The organism is Comamonas aquatica NBRC 14918 (assembly GCF_000739875.1).
Taxonomy (GTDB): domain Bacteria; phylum Pseudomonadota; class Gammaproteobacteria; order Burkholderiales; family Burkholderiaceae_C; genus Comamonas; species Comamonas aquatica.
The window spans coordinates 14,325-33,013 of record NZ_BBJR01000035.1 but is presented as its reverse complement, the minus strand read 5'-3'; the positions used below and the strand labels follow the sequence as shown (position 1 = coordinate 33,013).

Genomic DNA, 18,689 nt, shown 5'->3' with positions numbered 1-18,689 from the left:
AGGGCCTGATGAGCCATGAAATGCGTTTTTGCCCCAGTTGTGCCACCACCCTGCAGCGGGTGGCGCAGCAGGAGGATGGGGGACTGAAGGAGCGGCTGCGCTGCCCGGCGTGCGACTGGACGCACTGGGGCAACCCGACGCCGGTGTTGGCGGCCGTGGTGGAAAACGATGACGGGCAGGTGCTGCTGGCGCGCAATGCGCTGTGGCAGGAGGGCATGTTCGGCCTGATCACCGGCTTCATGGAGGCGGGTGAGTCGCCCGAGGCCGGCATCTGCCGCGAGGTGCAGGAAGAAACCAGCCTGCGCGTCAAGGCGCTGCGCATCCTGGGCTCGTGGGAATTCCTGCGCATGAACCAGGTGCTGATTGCCTACCACGTGCGCGTGGATGGCGAGGTCAAGCTTTCGCCGGAACTGGTGGAGTACCAATGGAAAACGCCGCAGGAGGCGCGTTGCTGGCCATCGGGCACAGGCTACGCTTTGGCGCACTGGGTGCGCAGCAAGGGGCTGGAGCCGCAGTTTGGCGCGTTCAGGCCCAACCAGTCGCCGGAGCCGGATCCGGCCAAGTGGCCCCTGCAGCACTGGAGCCACGACGAGCGCTTCGTGCTGCCCCCGCAATGGTGAGTCAAAACCACAGTTGCGGCGCTGCGCGGTGCGGCTGCCTACAATGACCGCTTGTTACAGGAACACACGCCATGGACATCCACAAGGAAATCGACACCCGGGGCCTGAACTGCCCCTTGCCCATCCTGAAGGCCAAGAAGGCGCTGGCGGAGATGGTCAGCGGCCAGTTGCTCAAGGTGGTGGCCACCGACAACGGTTCGCTGCGCGACTTCCAGGCCTTTGCCAAGCAGACCGGCAACGAGCTGGTGCAGCAGGACACGGTGGGCGGTGAGTACATCCACATCCTGCGCCGCCGCTGATGCGATCTTGAAATTGCATAGCTGTTAGCGCACAAAAGGCCTGCATTTGCAGGCCTTTTGTGTTGGAAGCGCAGGATGGTCGCGCGTCAGATGCTCAGATTTTTCAAGTACTCGCGGAAATGCGCGCCCACGTCGGGGTGCTGCAGGGCCAGCTCCACCGTGGCTTCCAGGAAACCTTCCTTGCTGCCGCAGTCGTAGCGCTTGCCTGCGTACTGGAAGGCGTAGACGGTCTCGTGCGCCATCAGGCGCTCGATGGCATCGGTCAGCTGGATCTCGCCACCCACGCCCTGGGGCTGGTTGCGGATTTCGTCAAAGATGCGCGGCGTCAGCACGTAACGGCCGGCCACGCCCATGCGTGAGGGGGCCTTCTCGGGGGCGGGCTTTTCCACGATCTCGTCGATGCGCAGCAGCGGGCCACCGGCCGGCTCGCCCTTGACGATGCCGTAGCGCCTGGTGTGCTCCAGCGGCACCTCTTGCACAGCCAGCAGCGAGCGGCCCTGCTTGGCAAACGCATCCACCATCTGCTTCATCACGCCTGGGCCGCCTTGGGTGCCGCGCATCAGGTCGTCGGCCAGGATGACGGCAAAGGCCTCCTGGCCCACCAGCGGCTCGGCACACAGCACGGCGTGGCCCAGGCCCAGGCTGCGAGGCTGGCGCACGAACAGGCAGTTCATGTCGGCCGGGGCAATGCTGCGCACCAGGTCCAGCATGGCGTGCTTGCCGGCGTTCTCCAGCTCGTTCTCCAGCTCGTAGGCGGTGTCGAAGTGGTCTTCGATGGCGCGCTTGCTGCGCCCGGTGACAAAGATCATGTCGCGGATGCCGGCCTCATAGGCTTCTTCCACGGCGTACTGGATCAGCGGCTTGTCCACCACGGGCAGCATCTCCTTGGGCGAAGCCTTGGTGGCCGGCAGAAAGCGGGTGCCCAGGCCGGCCACGGGGAACACGGCTTTGCGGACGCGGGTGGGGTGGGACATGCAAATTCCTTTTCGAGTTCTGGATGGCAAAAAGGCGCAGTTACCTGCGCCTTGGGTTGCTCAGCGAGAAAGCATATCAGCCCAGGCGGGCCAGTTGCTCCTGAATGCGGGCCAGGGTGGCGCCAAATTCCGCCACGCGCTTCTTTTCCTGTTCCAGCACGGCGGCGGGGGCCTTGGCGCAGAAGGCTTCGTTGCTCAGTTTGCCGTTGGCCTTGGCGATTTCACCTTCCAGGCGCAGGGCTTCCTTCGACAGGCGGGCCTTCTCGGCAGCCACGTCGATTTCCACGAACAGCGCCAGGCGGGCATCACCCACCACGGACACGGGGGCGGACTGGGCTTCGGCCTGCCAGGTGGCTTCGTGGTCGAAGACCTTGACTTCGCTGAGCTTGGCCAGGTTCTTCAGCACGTCGGCATTGGCGCGCAGGAAGTCGGCGGCCTCGGCGCTGTCGCCCTGGGCCAGCAGCGGCAGGCGCTGGGCGGGGGAGACCCCCATCTCGCCGCGCAGGGTGCGGCAGGCGTCGACCATCTGCTTGATGCGGCCCACGTAGGCGATGGCGGCTTCGTCGATCTTTTCGGGCTGGGCCTCGGGGTAGGCCACCACGGCGATGGAGTCGCCGGCACGGCCAGCCACGGGCGCCACCTTCTGCCACAGCTCTTCGGTGACGAAGGGGATGATGGGGTGGGCCAGGCGCAGGATGGTCTCCAGCGTGCGGATCAGCGTGCGGCGCGTGGCGCGCTGCTGGGCCGCGTTGCCGGTCTGGATCTGCACCTTGGCGATTTCCAGGTACCAGTCGCAGAACTCGTTCCAGACAAAGTCGTAGATGGCGTTGGCCACGTTGTCCAGGCGGTACTCGGCAAAGCCCTTGGCCACTTCGGCCTCGACCTTTTGCAGCTGCGACACGATCCAGCGGTCTGGCTGGCTGAACTGCAGGTAGCCACCGGCGCAGTCGGCTGCGGTGTGGTCCTGCAAGCCGCAGTCGTAGCCTTCGCAGTTCATCAGCACAAAGCGGCTGGCGTTCCACAGCTTGTTGCAGAAGTTGCGGTAGCCCTCGCAGCGCTTGCTGTCGAAGTTGATGGAGCGACCCAGCGAGGCCAGGGCGGCAAAGGTGAAGCGCAGCGCGTCGGCACCGTAGGCGGGAATGCCTTCGGGGAATTCCTTTTGCGTGTTCTTGCGCACCTGGGGCGCGGTTTCGGGCTTGCGCAGGCCGGTGGTGCGCTTGTCCAGCAGGGGCTCCAGGGCAATGCCGTCGATCAGGTCGACCGGGTCCAGCACATTGCCTTCGGACTTGGACATCTTCTTGCCCTGGGCATCGCGCACCAGGCCGTGGATGTAGACATGCTTGAACGGCACGCGACCGGTGAAGTGCGTGGTCATCATGATCATGCGGGCCACCCAGAAGAAGATGATGTCGTAGCCCGTCACCAGCACCGACGAGGGCAGGTAGAGGTTGTAGTCGTCATCGGCCTTGTCGGTCTGGTTGGGCCAGCCCATGGTGGAGAACGGCACCATGGCGGACGAGTACCAGGTGTCCAGCACGTCCGGGTCGCGCGTGAGGGTCTTGCCGGGGGCCTGGGCCTGGGCTTCGGCTTCGTTCTTGGCGACGTAGAGGTTGCCTTCTTCGTCGTACCAGGCCGGAATCTGGTGGCCCCACCACAGCTGGCGCGAGATGCACCAGTCCTGGATGTTGTTCATCCACTGGTTGTAGGTGTTGACCCAGTTCTCGGGCACAAACTGCACTTCGCCAGAGGCCACGGCATCGATGGCCTTTTGCGCAATGGACTTGCCGGTGGGGTCCTGGTCGCTGACCTTGCTCATGGCGATGAACCACTGGTCGGTCAGCATGGGCTCAATCACCTGGCCGGTCCGGTCGCAGATGGGCACCATCAGCTTGTGCTTCTTGATCTCGACCATCAGGCCCAGGGCTTCCAGGTCGGCGACGATGGCCTTGCGGGCCACGAAGCGGTCCATGCCGCGGTATTTTTCGGGCGCCTCGTCGTTGATGGTGGCGGTCAGCGTCAGCACGCAGATCATGGGCAGCTTGTGGCGCAGGCCCACCTGGTAGTCGTTCTGGTCGTGCGCAGGTGTCACCTTGACCACGCCGGTGCCGAACTCGCGGTCTACGTAGTCGTCGGCAATGATGGGGATCTGGCGACCCACCAGTGGCAGTGTCACGGTCTGGCCGATCAGGTGCTGGTAGCGTTCGTCTTCGGGGTGGACCATCACGGCCATGTCGCCCAGCATGGTTTCGGGGCGGGTGGTTGCCACCACCAGTTGGCCTTCACCGCTGCTCAGCGGGTAGGCGATGTGCCAGAGCGATCCGTCCTTTTCCTGGTTTTCCACTTCCAGGTCGGACACGGCCGATTGCAGCACCGGGTCCCAGTTCACCAGGCGCTTGCCGCGGTAGATCAGGCCTTGCTGGTACAGCTTCACAAAGGTCTCGGTCACCACCTGGGACAGCTTGTCGTCCATGGTGAAGTATTCGCGGCTCCAGTCCACGGTGTCGCCCATGCGGCGCATCTGCGTAGTGATGGTGTTGCCGGACTTTTCCTTCCACTCCCAGATCTTCTGAGTGAAGGCGTCGCGGCCCAGGTCATAACGGCTCACGCCCTGGGTCTGCAGCTGGCGCTCCACCACGATCTGGGTGGCGATGCCGGCATGGTCGGTGCCGGGTATCCAGGCCGTGTTGTAGCCCTTCATGCGGTGGTAGCGCGTCAGCGAGTCCATGATGGTCTGGTTGAACGCGTGGCCCATGTGCAGCGTGCCGGTCACATTGGGGGGGGGCAGCTGGATGGCGAAGTTGTGGCCTGCCGCGGTGGCCTCGGCACCGGGCGCACCCGTGCCGCGGTAGCCTGCGTTGCCATAGCCGCGCTTTTCCCACTCGGGGCCCCAGTGGGCTTCCAGCGCGGCAGGTTCAAAGGATTTGGACAGGCTGTTCAGGCCCGGCTGGGCAATGGATTCACTCATGGCGGATTCGCAAATGAAAACGGCATCCGGCGGGTGGATGCCGTCTGTAAGCTGTTAGTTGAAAGGACGGATTGGGTGGGATTTTACCGGCCATGCTCTGCCAGCGGGCAGGCGGGGCATGGTTTGCAGCCAAATTGGCGTTGGACGCAGGTGCAGCAAGCGCTGGCAGCTATGGTTATCGCTGGTTTTGCAAGGCTGCCTGGCGCCAGGCGTGGGCCGCAGCCTGGCTGTCCTCGCGCTGTTCGGCCAGAACGGCCAGTGCCGTCCAGGCCCGTGCGCGCAGCGGGGCGTCGTCCAGGCGCTGGACCGCGCCTTGCAGCAATTGCTCGCCCTTGCCCCACAGCTGCTGCTCCATGCAGGCCATACCGGCCAGGTATTGCAGCCGGGGCTCCTGGGGCGCTGCGCGGTGGGCCGTTTCCAGCCGGGCCAGCCAGGTGGCGTCCAGCCCGTCCAGCGCCTGGGGCAGGACGGTGAACAGGCGCAGGGCCTGCGTGCTGGTCAGGGACTGGGGCGACTGGATGAACTGCTCCAGCACCGGCAGCAGCCAGCTGCGCGCTTGCTGGGCATCGCCTTGCAGTTCCACCAGCTTGCGAGCGGCGGCCAGGGCGATGTCGGGCGCGTCGCGGTCGGCCGGGTGCAGGCTGCGCCAGGTCTGTTGCAGTTGCTCGGCATCATGGGTGTGCTGGATCTGTTCGATCACCAGGCCGCGGATGATGCTGGCGGCCGCTTCGGGGGACAGGCCGCCGTGCTTGGCCAGCAGGCGGGCGGTTTCTAGGGCGGAGTGCGTGGCATGCGCCAGGCGGCTGGCCTTGAGCTGGATGCGCAAGGCCATGGTGCGGCGGCTGGCGCCGGGGGGGAGCTGCTCAAGGCGCTGCAGGGCTTCCTGGGGATCGCGGTCATCCAGGGCCCAGCGCGCGGCACGCATCTGGGCGCCTTCGCGGATTTCCTGCTGCTGTAGGCTGCCGTTGAGCGGCACATCGTCCAGCGCCTGATCGTAATGGCTGTCGCGCGCCGCCACATCGCGCAGGGCATGGGCGCTGTCGGCGGCCAGCATGTGGGCGATTGCCCGCAGGTGGCTGTCCTGGGCGAAGTGCGCGTCCTCGTGGCGCAGCTCGTCGCTGAGCTTGAGCAGGGTCTGCGCCGACTTGCGCGCTCGCACATAGCGGCCCGCCTGCAGGTGCGAGAAGCTGGCCACCAGCGCCTGGTAGAGGTTGCGTTCCTTTTGTTGCTGGCGCCAGCGCTTGGCCTGGTGGGGCAGCATGACCAGGGCCGAGAAGGCCCGCAAGGCCGCATAGGCCAGGGCGAACACGGTGAACAGCAGCAGCAGCACCATGTTGAGCGACAGGTCCACCCGGTACGGGTGCCAGAACAGGCTGACCATGCCCTGGTTGTTGCCAGCGAACAAAGCCAGTGCGACGGCCACGGCGAACAGGCCGACAAACCAAAGTGCTGCGCGCATCATGGTGGGGGTCCTTTCGCGCGCTTACAGCCCGGTCGCTGCGGTGGACAGCGTGGTCAGCGTGTCTTCCAGCGACGGTTGTTGGGTGGCTTGCAAATGCGTCTGCAGCTGGGCCAGGACCGATTGGGCCTGGTGGGTGCGGCGCGATCCGACCTCGAAGTACTTGTTCAGCGAGGCCTGGGCCGCACCGATGTCGGCGCGGGCCGCATCGAACTGGCGCGCCAGCACGGCCAGGCGGGCGTTCAGCAGCTTGAGCTTGAGGTTCTCGCGCAGGAAGAAGGCTTGCTCGGGCGCCATCAGCATGGCATCGGCGTGTTCGATGCGGCTCACGCGCAGCAGGTCGCGGGCTTCATCGCGCGTGCCCTGCCAGATTCTGTGGCCCCAGTTGCTCCACCATGCCCACTGCGCGGGGGTGACGGTGGCATCTTGCGCGGCCTGCGGCTGCGGCGCCTTGCGTTCGGGTTGCCGCTGGGTGTCCTGCAGGGGGGCGCTGTTTTGCACGTGCAGGTCATCGACCAGGCGCACCACATCGTCCAGGCGGGCCAGCAGGCTGGCGGTGTCGGTGACTGCGGTTCGGGACAGGCGCTCCAGATCCCGTTCCATGGCTTGCTGCACGGTGATCAGGCGTGGCTGGGTGGAGCGCTCCAGGCGCTTGATGCTGTGGTGCAGGGCGGCCACCAGGGGCTCCGTGCTGCCTGTCAGCTGGGCCTGTTGCTGGGCCATGCGGATGGCCGACTCCAGATCCACCACCAGGGTTTCGTCGCGCGAGCGGGTGAGGTTTTGCACCAGCGTATCCAACTGGCCGCGCTGCAGGCTGACCTCGTTCACACGGGCTTCCATCACCGACAGCTTGGCGCTGGCATCCCGCACCAGGTCCTGCGACTCGCGCGCCAGGGCGCGGGCCTCGACGGCCTGGGTGGTGGCCTCGGCCGTCTGCCGGGCCAGCTGTTCCTGCATGCCATCGACTTTCTGCCAGAGCATCAGGCTGCAGCCCAGGCCGGTGGCGCCGACCACCAGGGACAGCCACGCCCAGGCCGGCGTGGCGGCGTGGGGAACGCCGGGTTTTTCAAACGGTACGGCCTGCGAGGCAATGGGGGCGCTGTCAGGGGAGGTCATGCAATGATTTTATCGAGGCCACAATGCCTTGCACGGTGGGCGGTGTGTCGATCACGGTGCCGAAACCCGCGTCGCGTGCTTGCTGGGCAATCCGCGGATGGGTGGCCAGGGCGGTGTGCGCTTGCCAGGACCATGCGGGGTTGCTCCGTCGCAAATGTTGCACACATTCGGAGCTGCTGAACAACCAGAGGGCATTCTGCGCGCGCAACGCGGCGATGTCCTGCAGCAAGGCCGCGCCATCGGCGGGGGGGTGGCGCTCATACACCGGGGCAAAGTCCACCTGCACCCCCTGGCGCTGCAACTGCTCGGTCAGCCAGACCCGGCCACGGCCCGCGGCATCCTGCCCGTCGCCACCACGCACGATCAGCACGCGCTGGCCGGTGCGGACCTGGGTCTGGATCTGGGCCCACAGGGATTCGGAGTCAAACTGCGCGGCATCGGCCGCAGGCTGGTCGATCTGTGCCAGGGGCACGCCGACTGCCAGCAGGGCCTTGGTGGTGCCGGGGCCGGGGGTCCAGATGCGCGCCTGGGCAGGCCAGACACGGTGCGTGGTTTGCAGCTGGTCGGCGAAATAGCGCACGGCATTGCCGCTGACGAACATCAGGGCGCTGTAGGTGTCCAGCTGTTGCAGTGCGCAGGCCAACGCTGCCTGGGCCGCGGGACTGCGGCTGGGGCCAATTTCCATCAGGGGCAGACAATGGCTGGGTACGCCGGCCGCCTGCAGCTGCTGTGCCCACAGGGTGGCATCCGGTTGCGGGCGGGTGACAACGAGCAGCGGCAGCATCCGGCTGTGCTAGGCGTTGGTGCAGACCTTGGCACCGCCCGCCTGCAGGCGGCGTGCCACGTCCGTACCCAGGGCCTCGGCCTGTTCCAGCGTGGAAACCGGTGCGGTTTGTTGCACCTGCACCAGGGGCAGGATGCCTTCGGGGTCACCCCAGGCAGCATCCAGACGCATCAGGCCCGCGTCCAGCACGGCGTGGGCGGCCAGGGGGACCGAACAGCTGCCCCCCATGCCGCGGCTGACGGCACGCTCGGCAGCCACGCGCAGCCAGGTTGGCAGGTGGACCAGCGGTGCCAGCGCCTGCGCCAGGTCCTGGCGGTCGGTGCGAATCTCGATGCCCAGGGCGCCCTGGCCCGCGGCGGGCAGCATGGCGGTGGGTTCGAAGATGCTGCGGATGCGATCGGTCATGCCGAGGCGCTTCAGGCCTGCCGCGGCGAGAACGATGGCGTCGTACTGGCCTTCGTCCAGCTTGCGCAGGCGGGTGTCGAGGTTGCCGCGCAAGGGTTCGATCTTCAGGTCGGGGCGCAGCGCCTGCAGCAGCACTTGGCGGCGCAGGCTGGACGTGCCGACGACAGCGCCCTGGGGCAGGGCGTCCAGGTCGGCGTAACGGGGTGATACGAAGGCGTCACGGGGGTCTTCGCGCTCCATCACGCACGCCAGGGCAAAGCCCTCGGGCATGTCCATGGGCACGTCCTTGAGCGAGTGCACGGCGATGTGGGCGGTGCCTTCTTCCAGGGCCACTTCCAGCTCCTTGACGAACAGCCCCTTGCCGCCGACCTTGGACAGGGTGCGGTCCAGGATCTGGTCGCCCTTGGTGGTCATGCCCAACAGTTGTACCTGGTGCCCCTGGGCTTGCAGCAAGGCCTTGACATGCTCGGCCTGCCACAGTGCCAGGCGGCTTTCACGGGTGGCGATGACAAGCGGGGGGAGGGGGGTGGCGAGGGTCATGACTTCAGTGGTTTGGCGTGTGCCTTCGGATCAACGGAGGATGCTAGCATGGCAAGTTGCCATAGAAACCGGTGGGAGTATTCATGAAAAAGCTTGCTGCGCAAAAGAACGACCAAGATCAAAACGCTGTCTCTTTGCAAGCCAAGGGTGCACGCAAGAATGACAAGGATCTGCCGCTGATTGAGGATATCCGGCTGCTGGGACGCATTCTGGGGGACATCATCCGCGAGCAGGAGGGGGTGGCGGTCTACGAGCTGATCGAGCAGGTGCGCCAGCTGTCGGTGGCCTTTCGCCGCGATCACGACCATGAGGCCGACAAGGCCCTAAAGAAGCTGCTCAAGGGCCTGAGCACGGACCAGACGGTCAGCGTGATCCGTGCCTTCACCTACTTTTCCCATCTCGCGAATTTGGCCGAAGACCGCCACCACATCCGCCGCCGGGCGGTGCATGAGCGTGCCGGCAATACGCAAGAAGGGAGCGTGGAGGTGGCGCTGTCTCGGCTGCGCTGGGCTGGCATCACGCCCGATGAGATTGCGCAGACCCTGGCCCAGGCCTATGTTTCCCCGGTGCTGACGGCCCACCCCACAGAGGTGCAGCGGCAGAGCATCTTGCAGGCCGAGCACGACATCGCCCGCCTGCTGGTGGAGCGTGATGACATCCAGGCCCGTGCCCAGCTGTTCAACAGCGCCAAGGATGCGCTCAGCCCGCGTGAGCTGGCGGCCAATGAAGCCATGCTGCGCGCCCGCGTGGCGCAGCTGTGGATGACGCGCTTGCTGCGGTATTCCAAGCTTACGGTGGCCGATGAAATCGAAAATGCACTGAGCTATTACGAGGCCACCTTCCTGCGCGAAGTGCCCAGGATCTACGCAGCCCTGGAGGAGGCCCTGGAAGGGCGTTCCATCCACAGCTTTCTGCGCATGGGGCAGTGGATTGGCGGGGATCGCGATGGCAACCCGAATGTCACGGCCGACACACTGAAGCTGGCGCTGTGCCGCCAAAGCGAAGTGGTGTTGCGCCACTACCTGACCGAGGTGCACTACCTGGGGGCCGAGCTGTCCATGTCGGCACGCCTGGTGGACGTGTCGGCGGCGATGCGGGCACTGGCCAATGCCTCCCCGGACAGCAATCCCCACCGTCAGGACGAACCTTATCGCCGTGCCTTGACCGGCATTTATGCGCGCCTGGCCGCAACGCTGGAGCACCTGACCGGGGGGCAAGCAGCCCGCCATGCCGTGGCGCCGCAGAACCCGTATGTGCAGGCCGAGGAACTGCTCAGCGATCTGCTGGTGATTGGTGATTCCCTGCGTGCGCACCACGGCGAGAGCCTGGCCGCGCAGCGCCTGAACCCCTTGATCCGCGCGGTGAAGGTGTTCGGTTTCTGCCTGTCGACGGTGGATTTGCGCCAAAGCTCGGACAAGCACGAGGCGGTGGTGGCGGAGCTGCTGGCGGTGGCCCAGGTCGATGCCAACTACGCGCAGCTGGATGAGGCCCACAAGTGCGCGTTGTTGCAGCGTTTGTTGCAGGAGCCGCGGCCACTGCGTGTGGTGGCTGGTCAGTATTCGGAGTTGGCCTGCAGCGAACTGGCGATTTTCGAGGCTGCCAAGGAGATGCGTGCCCGTTACGGGCGGGATGCCATCATCCACTACATCATCAGCCACACCGAAACGGTCAGCGACCTGCTGGAAGTGCTGCTGCTGCAAAAAGAGGTGGGCCTGCTGCAGGGCTGCCTGGACCAGTCGGATGCCCGGCTGGATCTGATCGTCGTGCCCTTGTTTGAGACCATCGGCGATCTGCGTGCCGCCGCCGACATCATGCAGGCCTACTACGCCATCCCCGGTGTGGCCGCGCTGCTGCAGCGTTCGGGCGGCGTGCAGGACATCATGCTGGGTTACAGCGACAGCAACAAGGATGGCGGCATTTTCACCAGCAACTGGGAGCTGTACCAGGCCGAGCTGGCGCTGGTGGAGCTGTTCGATCAACTGGGCCAGCAGCATGGCTTGCGGCTGCGCATGTTCCATGGCCGTGGCGGCACGGTCGGTCGCGGCGGTGGCCCCAGCTACCAGGCCATCCTGGCGCAGCCCCCGGGCACCGTGCGCGGCCAGATTCGCCTGACCGAGCAGGGCGAGGTGATCGCCTCCAAGTACGCGAATCCGGAGATCGGCCGGCGCAACCTGGAAACCCTGGTTGCCGCCACGCTGGAAGCCACGTTGTTGCAGCCCACCAAGCCGGCCACCAAGGCCTATCTGCAGGCGGCAGAGCAGCTGTCCCAGGCCAGCATGGCGGCCTATCGCAAGCTGGTGTACGAGACCCCGGGGTTTGCCGACTACTTCTTCGGCTCCACCCCCATCCGTGAGATTGCCGAACTCAACATCGGCTCACGCCCGGCGTCGCGCAAAGCCACGCAGGCGATTGAAGATCTGCGTGCCATCCCCTGGGGGTTCAGCTGGGGGCAGTGCCGCTTGACCTTGCCAGGCTGGTATGGCTTTGGTTCTGCGGTGGAGGCCTTTGTGCAACTGGAGGGGGCGGATCCACGCAGTCAGCTGGCATTGCTGCAAAAAATGTACCGCCAGTGGCCGTTTTTCCGCACGCTGCTGTCGAACATGGACATGGTGATCGCCAAGAGCGATCTGGCCCTGGCATCGCGCTACAGCGAGCTGGTGACCGACACCCGCCTGCGCAAACGCATCTTCTCCAGCATCGAGGCCGAGTGGCTGCGCACCACCGATGCCTTGGCGCGCATCACGGAAGAGAAGGACCGCTTGGCCAGCAACCCGGCGCTGGCGCGTTCGATTCGCCACCGTTTCCCGTACATCGACCCGCTGCACCATCTGCAAGTGGAACTGGTGCGGCGCTGGCGTGCCGGCCAGGTGGATGAGCGCCTGAAAAACGGCATCCATATCTCCATCAACGGGATCGCAGCCGGCTTGCGCAACACGGGCTGATTCTCGACGTCGAGCACCCTTGAAAAACTCCAACCAGTGTGCTGGTTGGAGTTTTTTACGTGGCCCAAGAAAAAAGGCCTGCATCAGTGATGCAGGCCTGGCCTCCTCCGCTCTGGTGAGTCCCAGAGCATTCCTCATTTGTTTGTCTCGCCGCACTGTGTGTGGCGATGGGATGGATTGTAGGAATGAAATGGCAGTCTGTCAGCAGAAAGGCCATTTTTTCGTAAAAGATGTCTTATATAAAACATGTTTTCTTTTGGTGATAAAAGGCATTCTTTGAGAGATGTATTTTTGTTTTAAGTGGTTGATTTTTAAATGGTTAATAGATTTCTGAAATTATTGAATGGCAAGATTCGTCATTGGTATTTTTGCAAATACCCCACCCGGGGTGTCAGTCATTGACCCGGGAAAATGGCGTCACTGGGGCTGGGGATGCCCGGTTTTCTGGCGGACCCGCACGATGAGATCCAGACCGACCAGCTCCAGGTGTGGGGGAATGTCGGGAATGCTGGGCCACTGCAGCATTTCGGCCGGCAGGTCTTCCAGGGTCCCCGTGTCTTCGTGGTAGATGTGCGAGTGCGTGTCGGTGCGGGAGTCGTAGACCGTGCGCTCGGGATCCAGGCGCAAGGCACGCAGCAGGCCTTTTTCGACAAACAGCGGCAAGGTGTTGTAGACCGTGGCCCGGGACAGGCTGGGCAGCAGCTTGCGTGCTGCGGCCAGGATGTCGTCGGCCGCCAGGTGCACTGGGGCATGCAGCAGCACCTGGGCAATCGCCATGCGCTGGCGTGTTAGCTGGATGTCCGCGCTGCGCAGCCGGGCTTCCAGTGCGTGTGGGGTGGTGGCGAGGGAGGTGGAAAGAGGCTGGGCTGTCATGTCGGTGGGTGGTGAGAACCTGAAAAAGCGGCATCCGCACAAGGCGCTGCAGCACCTTGGCGGATGAAAGCACGCTCAAAAGTCAGCGCAAAGTCCCGAGGACCAGGCGTGCTTACTTTTTAGCGAAGGGCTGTGGGCGCGGGGTCTTGTCGCTGGAGGGCGGCAGGATTGGCATGGTCAGCTGGGGCTGATCACCGGTCAGGGTCTTCAGGAAGGCCACGATCTTGGCGTTCTCCTGGGGCGTGAACTTCTTGCCCAACTGAATGCGACCCATGGTGTCCACGGCTTCGCTCAGCGTGTCCGCCGCACCGTCGTGGAAGTAGGGGTAGGTCAGCTCGACGTTGCGCAGGGTGGGGACCTTGAAGTTGAAGCGGTCGGCATCTGTGCCGGTGACCGCCACGCGGCCTTCGGCGGGGTTGTTGGTCTTGTAGGCTTCGACCACGCCCATGCGCTGGAAGGAGTTGCCGCCCACGGCCGTGCCGTTGTGGCAGGCCACACAGCCACTGTCGCGGAACAGCTTGTAGCCTTCCAGCTCGTCCTTGCTCAGCGCCTTCTGGTCGCCCTTGAGCCACTTGTCAAAGCGCGAGTTGGGGGTCACCAGGGTTTCTTCGAAGGCGGCGATCGCATCGGTCACCTGGTCGATGTCGATCTTGTCCTTCTTGAACACCTGCTTGAACTCGCTCAGGTAGCCGGGGATGGAGTTCAGCATGTCCACCGCCAGCTCGTGGGTGAATGCCATCTCCATGGGGTTGGCAATCGGACCACCGGCTTGTTCCTTCAGGTTGGCGGCACGGCCATCCCAGAACTGGGCCACGTTGAGGCTGGAGTTCAGCACCGTGGGCGAATTGATGGGGCCTTCGGCCCAGTTGTGGCCGATCGAGGTCTTGAGGTTGTCGCTGCCGCCCATGGACAGGTTGTGGCAGGAGTTGCACGAAATGAAGCCGGACTTGGACAGGCGTGGATCGAACCACAGCTTCTTGCCCAGTTCCACCATCGCGGGGTTGGTCACCTTGTGGGCGACCAGGGGAGAGATTGGCTCGTTGTTGGGGGACATCGCCCAGGTGGCGGCGGATGCCAGGGCTGCAACGGTCATGGCAGCAGCAACGAGGGGGCGCAGTTTGAGTTTCATGTGTGGCTCCAAAGCACTTGTCGTTTTCAAAGGCACGGACAACTCGGATCGAGCGGACCGTGGCCATCTGCTCCGTCTGGCGGTGTGACCTCAGGATGAACACAGGGTGTTCCCATGGACGACTTGGCTTAGACCCAGTCCAGATGGCAATCCCATTTCACTGGATACTGAAATTTGTGACATTGCGCCGCATCAAACCTAGGGCCGTTGCCGGTTTGTCAAGTGACTTGCGGACCCTGGGGGTCCACGCTTAGCATGCGTGCGGCCGGCGGTATGCCAACATACGGCCACGTCAAAAATCACAACCCACAGGGAGACAACAGCCATGACCAGCACCTTCGACCAACACCTGGATCGCAATGCCGCCAACTTTGCAGCGCTGACCCCGCTGAGCTTTCTGGAGCGCACCGCCAGCGTCTATCCCGAGCGCCTGGCCATCATCCACGGCGACTTGCGCCAGACCTGGGCACAGACCTATGCGCGCTGCCGCCAGCTGGCCAGCAGCCTGCGCCAGGCCGGGATCGGCAAGAACGACACCGTGGCCGTGATCCTGCCGAATACACCGCCCATGGTGGAAGCCCACTTCGGCGTGCCCATGGCCGGGGCGGTGCTGAACACCTTGAACACGCGCCTGGATGCCGAGGCCCTGGCCTTCATGCTGGACCACGGCGAAGCCAAGGCCTTGATCGTGGACCCCGAGTTCGCGCCGGTGATCACCAAGGCCCTGCAGCTGCGCGAACGCACCCAGCCCATCCTGGTGATCCAGGTGGACGATGCCCTGTACGGCGAGGCCGCCGTGCAGGTCGGCAGCGTCCGCTACGAGGACTTCGTGGCCCAGGGCGATGCCGCCTATGCCTGGGAGCTGCCCGAGGACGAGTGGGATGCGATTGCCCTCAACTACACCAGCGGCACCACCGGCAACCCCAAGGGTGTGGTCTACCACCACCGCGGTGCGGCCATCAACGCCATCAGCAACGTGCTGGAGTGGGACATGCCCAAGCACAGCGTGTACCTGTGGACCTTGCCCATGTTCCACTGCAATGGCTGGTGCTTCCCCTGGACCGTGGCGGCCCGCGCCGGGGTCAATGTCTGCCTGCGCCGGGTCGAGGCCAAGGCCATCTTTGACGCCATGCGCGAGCACGGCGTCACCCACTACTGCGGCGCGCCCATCGTGCAATCCCTGCTGGTGAATGCGCCGGCCGAGCTGAAAGCGGGCATCCCTGTCGGGGTGAAGGCCATGGTGGCCGGTGCCGCGCCCCCGGCCTCGATGATCGAAGGCATGGAGGCCATGGGGTTCGACCTGACCCACGTCTATGGCCTGACCGAAACCTACGGTCCCGCCACCGTCTGCGCCAAGCACGCGCGCTGGGACCAGCTCGATATTGGCGAGCGTGCCCGCCTCAATGCCCGCCAGGGCGTGCGCTACCACCTGCAGCGCGAAGTGCGGGTCATGGACCCCGAGACCCTGCAGCCCGTGCCCCTGGATGGCGAGACCATGGGCGAGATCATGTTCCGCGGCAACATCGCCATGAAGGGCTACCTCAAGAACCCCAGCGCCACCGACGATGCCTTCCGCGGCGGCTGGTTCCACAGCGGCGACCTGGCCGTGCAGTACCCCGACGGCTACATCCAGATCAAGGACCGCAGCAAGGACATCATCATCTCCGGCGGAGAGAACATCTCCTCGATCGAGGTCGAAGACGTGCTCTACCGCCACCCCGCCGTGCTGGCGGCGGCGGTGGTGGCCAAGCCCGACCCCAAGTGGGGCGAGACACCGTGCGCCTTCCTGGAAATCAAGCCGGGCGCCCAGGTCAGCGAGGCCGACATCGTGGCCCACTGCAAGCAGCACCTGGCCGGCTACAAAGTGCCACGTGCCGTGGTGTTTGGCGAACTGCCTAAGACCAGCACGGGCAAGATCCAGAAGTTCGAGCTGCGCAAGCAGGTCGGCTCGGCCAGTGCCATCGTGGTCTGATTTTCAGCATTGATAGCTACCAGCGCATACCTAGCAAGCGCTGGAGCCGTTTTTGATGCTGAAAGCCTAGGCGTTTGCCCGGTGTCCTGCGCCGGCGCAGATGCGCCTATACTCACGGCTGCTCCGGGGTGTGCGAAAGCGCTGAGATGCGAACCACTGTGAAAACAGTGGCCAGCGAACCCGACGAACTTGATCCGGTTCATACCGGCGGAAGAAGAGCGGGACCCTGAAGCAGGGCCAGGAATGGACAGGCACATGGGCTTTTGCAAGGCCAGGCAGGTGCCCACCATCCCCAGGCACAGCAAACCCCAGGCGCCTCGCGCACTGGGGTTTTGTCTTTTGGGGATGGAACACCGGGCGTGTCAGCCTTGGTCGGAATCGGTGGATTCCGGTGGCGTCGGTCAGGCATTGTGGGAGCAATGCCAGGGCTGGAGCCAGGTGCAGGCGAAGGTGGATGGCGCCAGCCATCTCCCACGCCATCAGAGCGGCCCAGCACTCCACGGAGCGTTTGATGAACTTCACACGCTTTTTGGAGACCGCGATGAACGCCCCCGATGCCATCTTTACGCCCGCCGCCGGCAATGCCCCCGATGCCGCCCGTTTCGCCGACCTGCTGGCCCAGTCGCGCCAGCCATTTCCGGCATCCACCAAAAGCTACCTGAGCGGAGCCATCCACCACGATCTGCGCGTGCCGGTGCGCGACATCGCGCTGACCAATGGCGAGCAGGTCAGTGTCTATGACACCTCGGGCCCCTACACCGACCCCAGCGCCCCCATCGACGTGCGCCAGGGCCTGGCCAGCGTGCGCGGTGCCTGGATCGAAGCGCGCGGTGACAGCGAGTTCTATGTCGGCCGCCCGCGCGTGGCGCTGGACGACGGCGGCAAGCGTGGCGAGGAAGACGCGCGCGTGGCCCAGCTGCGCGCCGAGGCGGCCGCGCTGCAACGCCAGCCGCGCCGCGCCAAATCCGGCCAGAACGTGACCCAGATGCACTACGCCAAGCGCGGCATCATCACGCCCGAGATGGAATACGTGGCCCTGCGCGAGAATGGCCGCCGCGAATGGATGGCGCAGTACCAGCAGGACGCCGTGCGGGAAGCGCGTCTGGCCGGCAACAGCCTGGGCGCCGCAATCCCCAAGATCATCACGCCCGAATTCGTGCGCGACGAAGTGGCACGCGGCCGCGCCATCATCCCGGCCAACATCAACCACCCCGAGATCGAGCCCATGGCCATCGGGCGCAACTTCAAGGTCAAGATCAACGCCAACATCGGCAACTCGGCCGTGACCTCGAGCATCGAGGAAGAGGTGGAAAAGCTGGTCTGGGCCATCCGCTGGGGTGCGGACAACGTCATGGACCTGTCCACCGGCAAGAACATCCACACCACGCGCGACTGGATCGTGCGCAACTCGCCCGTGCCGATCGGCACCGTGCCCATCTACCAGGCGCTGGAGAAGGTGGGCGGCATTGCCGAAGACCTGACCTGGGAAATCTTCCGCGACACCCTGGTCGAGCAGGCCGAGCAGGGTGTGGACTACTTCACCATCCACGCCGGCGTGCGCCTGGCCTACATCCACCTGACGGCCCAGCGCCGCACCGGCATCGTCTCGCGTGGCGGCTCCATCATGGCCAAGTGGTGCATGGCCCACCACCGCGAAAGCTTCCTGTACGAGCACTTCGAAGACATCTGCGACATCATGAAGCAGTACGACGTGTCCTTCAGCCTGGGTGACGGCCTGCGCCCAGGCTGCGCCTCGGACGCCAACGACGAAGCCCAATTCGCCGAACTCAAGACTCTGGGCGAGCTGACGCAAGTGGCCTGGAAGCACGACGTGCAGACCATGATCGAAGGCCCCGGCCACGTGCCCATGCACATGATCCAGGCCAACATGACCGAGCAGCTCAAGCACTGCCACGAGGCGCCGTTCTACACCCTGGGCCCGCTGACCATCGACATCGCCCCCGGCTACGACCACATCGCGTCGGCCATCGGCGCGGCCATGATCGGCTGGTTCGGCACGGCCATGCTGTGCTACGTGACGCCCAAGGAGCATCTGGGCCTGCCCGACCGAGACGACGTCAAGCAGGGCATCATTGCCTACAAGATCGCGGCCCACGCCGCCGACGTCGCCAAGGGCCACCCGGGCGCGCGTTCGCGCGACGATGCCCTGTCACAAGCGCGTTTCGACTTCCGCTGGGAAGACCAGTTCAACCTGGGCCTGGACCCCGACACGGCGCGCGCCTTCCACGACGAAACCCTGCCCAAGGACAGCGCCAAGGTCGCCCACTTCTGCAGCATGTGCGGGCCCAAGTTCTGCTCCATGAAAATCACCCAGGAGGTGCGCGACTTTGCCAAGCAGCAGGGCGTGGCCGAAGAGCAGGGGATTGCCGCCGGCATGCAGGCCAAGGCCGAGGAGTTCAACCGCACGGGCGGGGAGTTCTACATCCCCATCGCCAGCGACACCACGGCGCGTTAAGTGCCAAATAGGCTTTCAGCGCTTGTCTGGTGAGCGCTGACAGCTATTAAAAATAAAGTGCCCCTGGGCCGCGGAATGCCCCCGCTGGCGCAGGGGCGTGGCCGTGAGGTGGCGGGTGGTATTCAGGCACACGGC

Annotated in this window: 13 protein-coding genes and 1 riboswitch; of the genes, 5 read left to right on the top strand and 8 right to left on the bottom strand. The window is 64.9% G+C overall.

Features of this window, described 5'->3' with window-relative positions; genetic code table 11:
- The first annotated feature begins 8 nt into the window (after positions 1 to 8).
- Together CA2_RS06120 and CA2_RS06115 are read left to right on the top strand one after the other, a co-directional pair.
- Positions 9 to 620 (top strand): NUDIX domain-containing protein, encoded by a 612-nt coding sequence (locus tag CA2_RS06120; RefSeq protein WP_042413927.1) that lies wholly within the window; start codon positions 9 to 11, stop codon positions 618 to 620.
- Between the two features lie 71 nt (positions 621 to 691).
- Positions 692 to 919 (top strand): sulfurtransferase TusA family protein, encoded by a 228-nt coding sequence (locus tag CA2_RS06115; protein WP_042413925.1) that lies wholly within the window; start codon positions 692 to 694, stop codon positions 917 to 919.
- Positions 920 to 1,005: 86 nt separating this feature from the next.
- On the opposite strand, the gene galU is transcribed toward CA2_RS06115, so the two are convergent.
- From galU to hemC, 6 genes are all read right to left on the bottom strand, one after another.
- Positions 1,006 to 1,893, bottom strand: coding sequence for a UTP--glucose-1-phosphate uridylyltransferase GalU (gene galU, locus CA2_RS06110; RefSeq protein ID WP_042413922.1), 888 nt, complete (start codon positions 1,891 to 1,893; stop codon positions 1,006 to 1,008).
- 76 nt (positions 1,894 to 1,969) lie between these two features.
- Positions 1,970 to 4,858 (bottom strand): valine--tRNA ligase, encoded by a 2,889-nt coding sequence (locus CA2_RS06105; protein WP_042413919.1) that lies wholly within the window; start codon positions 4,856 to 4,858, stop codon positions 1,970 to 1,972.
- A 175-nt stretch (positions 4,859 to 5,033) separates the two neighbouring features.
- Entirely contained in the window at positions 5,034 to 6,317 is a 1,284-nt protein-coding gene (locus tag CA2_RS06100) for a heme biosynthesis protein HemY (protein WP_042414185.1), read from the bottom strand.
- 24 nt (positions 6,318 to 6,341) lie between these two features.
- Entirely contained in the window at positions 6,342 to 7,433 is a 1,092-nt protein-coding gene (locus CA2_RS06095; protein ID WP_042413916.1) for a uroporphyrinogen-III C-methyltransferase, read from the bottom strand.
- Positions 7,420 to 8,217, bottom strand: coding sequence for a uroporphyrinogen-III synthase (locus tag CA2_RS06090; protein ID WP_042413914.1), 798 nt, complete (start codon positions 8,215 to 8,217; stop codon positions 7,420 to 7,422). Before CA2_RS06090 ends, CA2_RS06095 begins: the two co-directional genes overlap by 14 nt.
- Before the next feature lie 9 nt (positions 8,218 to 8,226).
- Positions 8,227 to 9,162 (bottom strand): hydroxymethylbilane synthase, encoded by a 936-nt coding sequence (hemC, locus tag CA2_RS06085; protein ID WP_042413912.1) that lies wholly within the window; start codon positions 9,160 to 9,162, stop codon positions 8,227 to 8,229.
- A gap of 83 nt (positions 9,163 to 9,245) precedes the next feature.
- On the opposite strand from hemC, the gene ppc reads away from it, so the two are divergent.
- Positions 9,246 to 12,104 (top strand): phosphoenolpyruvate carboxylase, encoded by a 2,859-nt coding sequence (gene ppc, locus CA2_RS06080; RefSeq protein ID WP_081888892.1) that lies wholly within the window; start codon positions 9,246 to 9,248, stop codon positions 12,102 to 12,104.
- 417 nt (positions 12,105 to 12,521) lie between these two features.
- Here ppc and CA2_RS06075 read toward each other — a convergent pair whose 3' ends face one another.
- Both CA2_RS06075 and CA2_RS06070 read right to left on the bottom strand, forming a co-directional pair.
- A complete protein-coding gene (locus CA2_RS06075) occupies positions 12,522 to 12,977 on the bottom strand; it encodes a Fur family transcriptional regulator (protein WP_042413909.1) in 456 nt (151 codons plus the stop codon).
- A 112-nt stretch (positions 12,978 to 13,089) separates the two neighbouring features.
- Positions 13,090 to 14,106, bottom strand: a complete 1,017-nt coding sequence (locus CA2_RS06070; RefSeq protein ID WP_042413906.1) for a cytochrome-c peroxidase — start codon at positions 14,104 to 14,106, stop codon at positions 13,090 to 13,092.
- A 325-nt stretch (positions 14,107 to 14,431) separates the two neighbouring features.
- Between CA2_RS06070 and CA2_RS06065 the strand changes: the two genes are divergently transcribed.
- Together CA2_RS06065 and thiC are read left to right on the top strand one after the other, a co-directional pair.
- The gene (locus tag CA2_RS06065) at positions 14,432 to 16,078 is read left to right on the top strand and encodes an acyl-CoA synthetase (RefSeq protein WP_042413903.1); all 1,647 of its coding nucleotides are present in this window, start codon (positions 14,432 to 14,434) and stop codon (positions 16,076 to 16,078) included.
- 114 nt (positions 16,079 to 16,192) lie between these two features.
- A riboswitch (TPP riboswitch) is annotated at positions 16,193 to 16,311 on the top strand.
- Positions 16,312 to 16,619: 308 nt separating this feature from the next.
- A complete protein-coding gene (gene thiC, locus CA2_RS06060; RefSeq protein ID WP_042414180.1) occupies positions 16,620 to 18,554 on the top strand; it encodes a phosphomethylpyrimidine synthase ThiC in 1,935 nt (644 codons plus the stop codon).
- Positions 18,555 to 18,689: the final 135 nt, after the last annotated feature.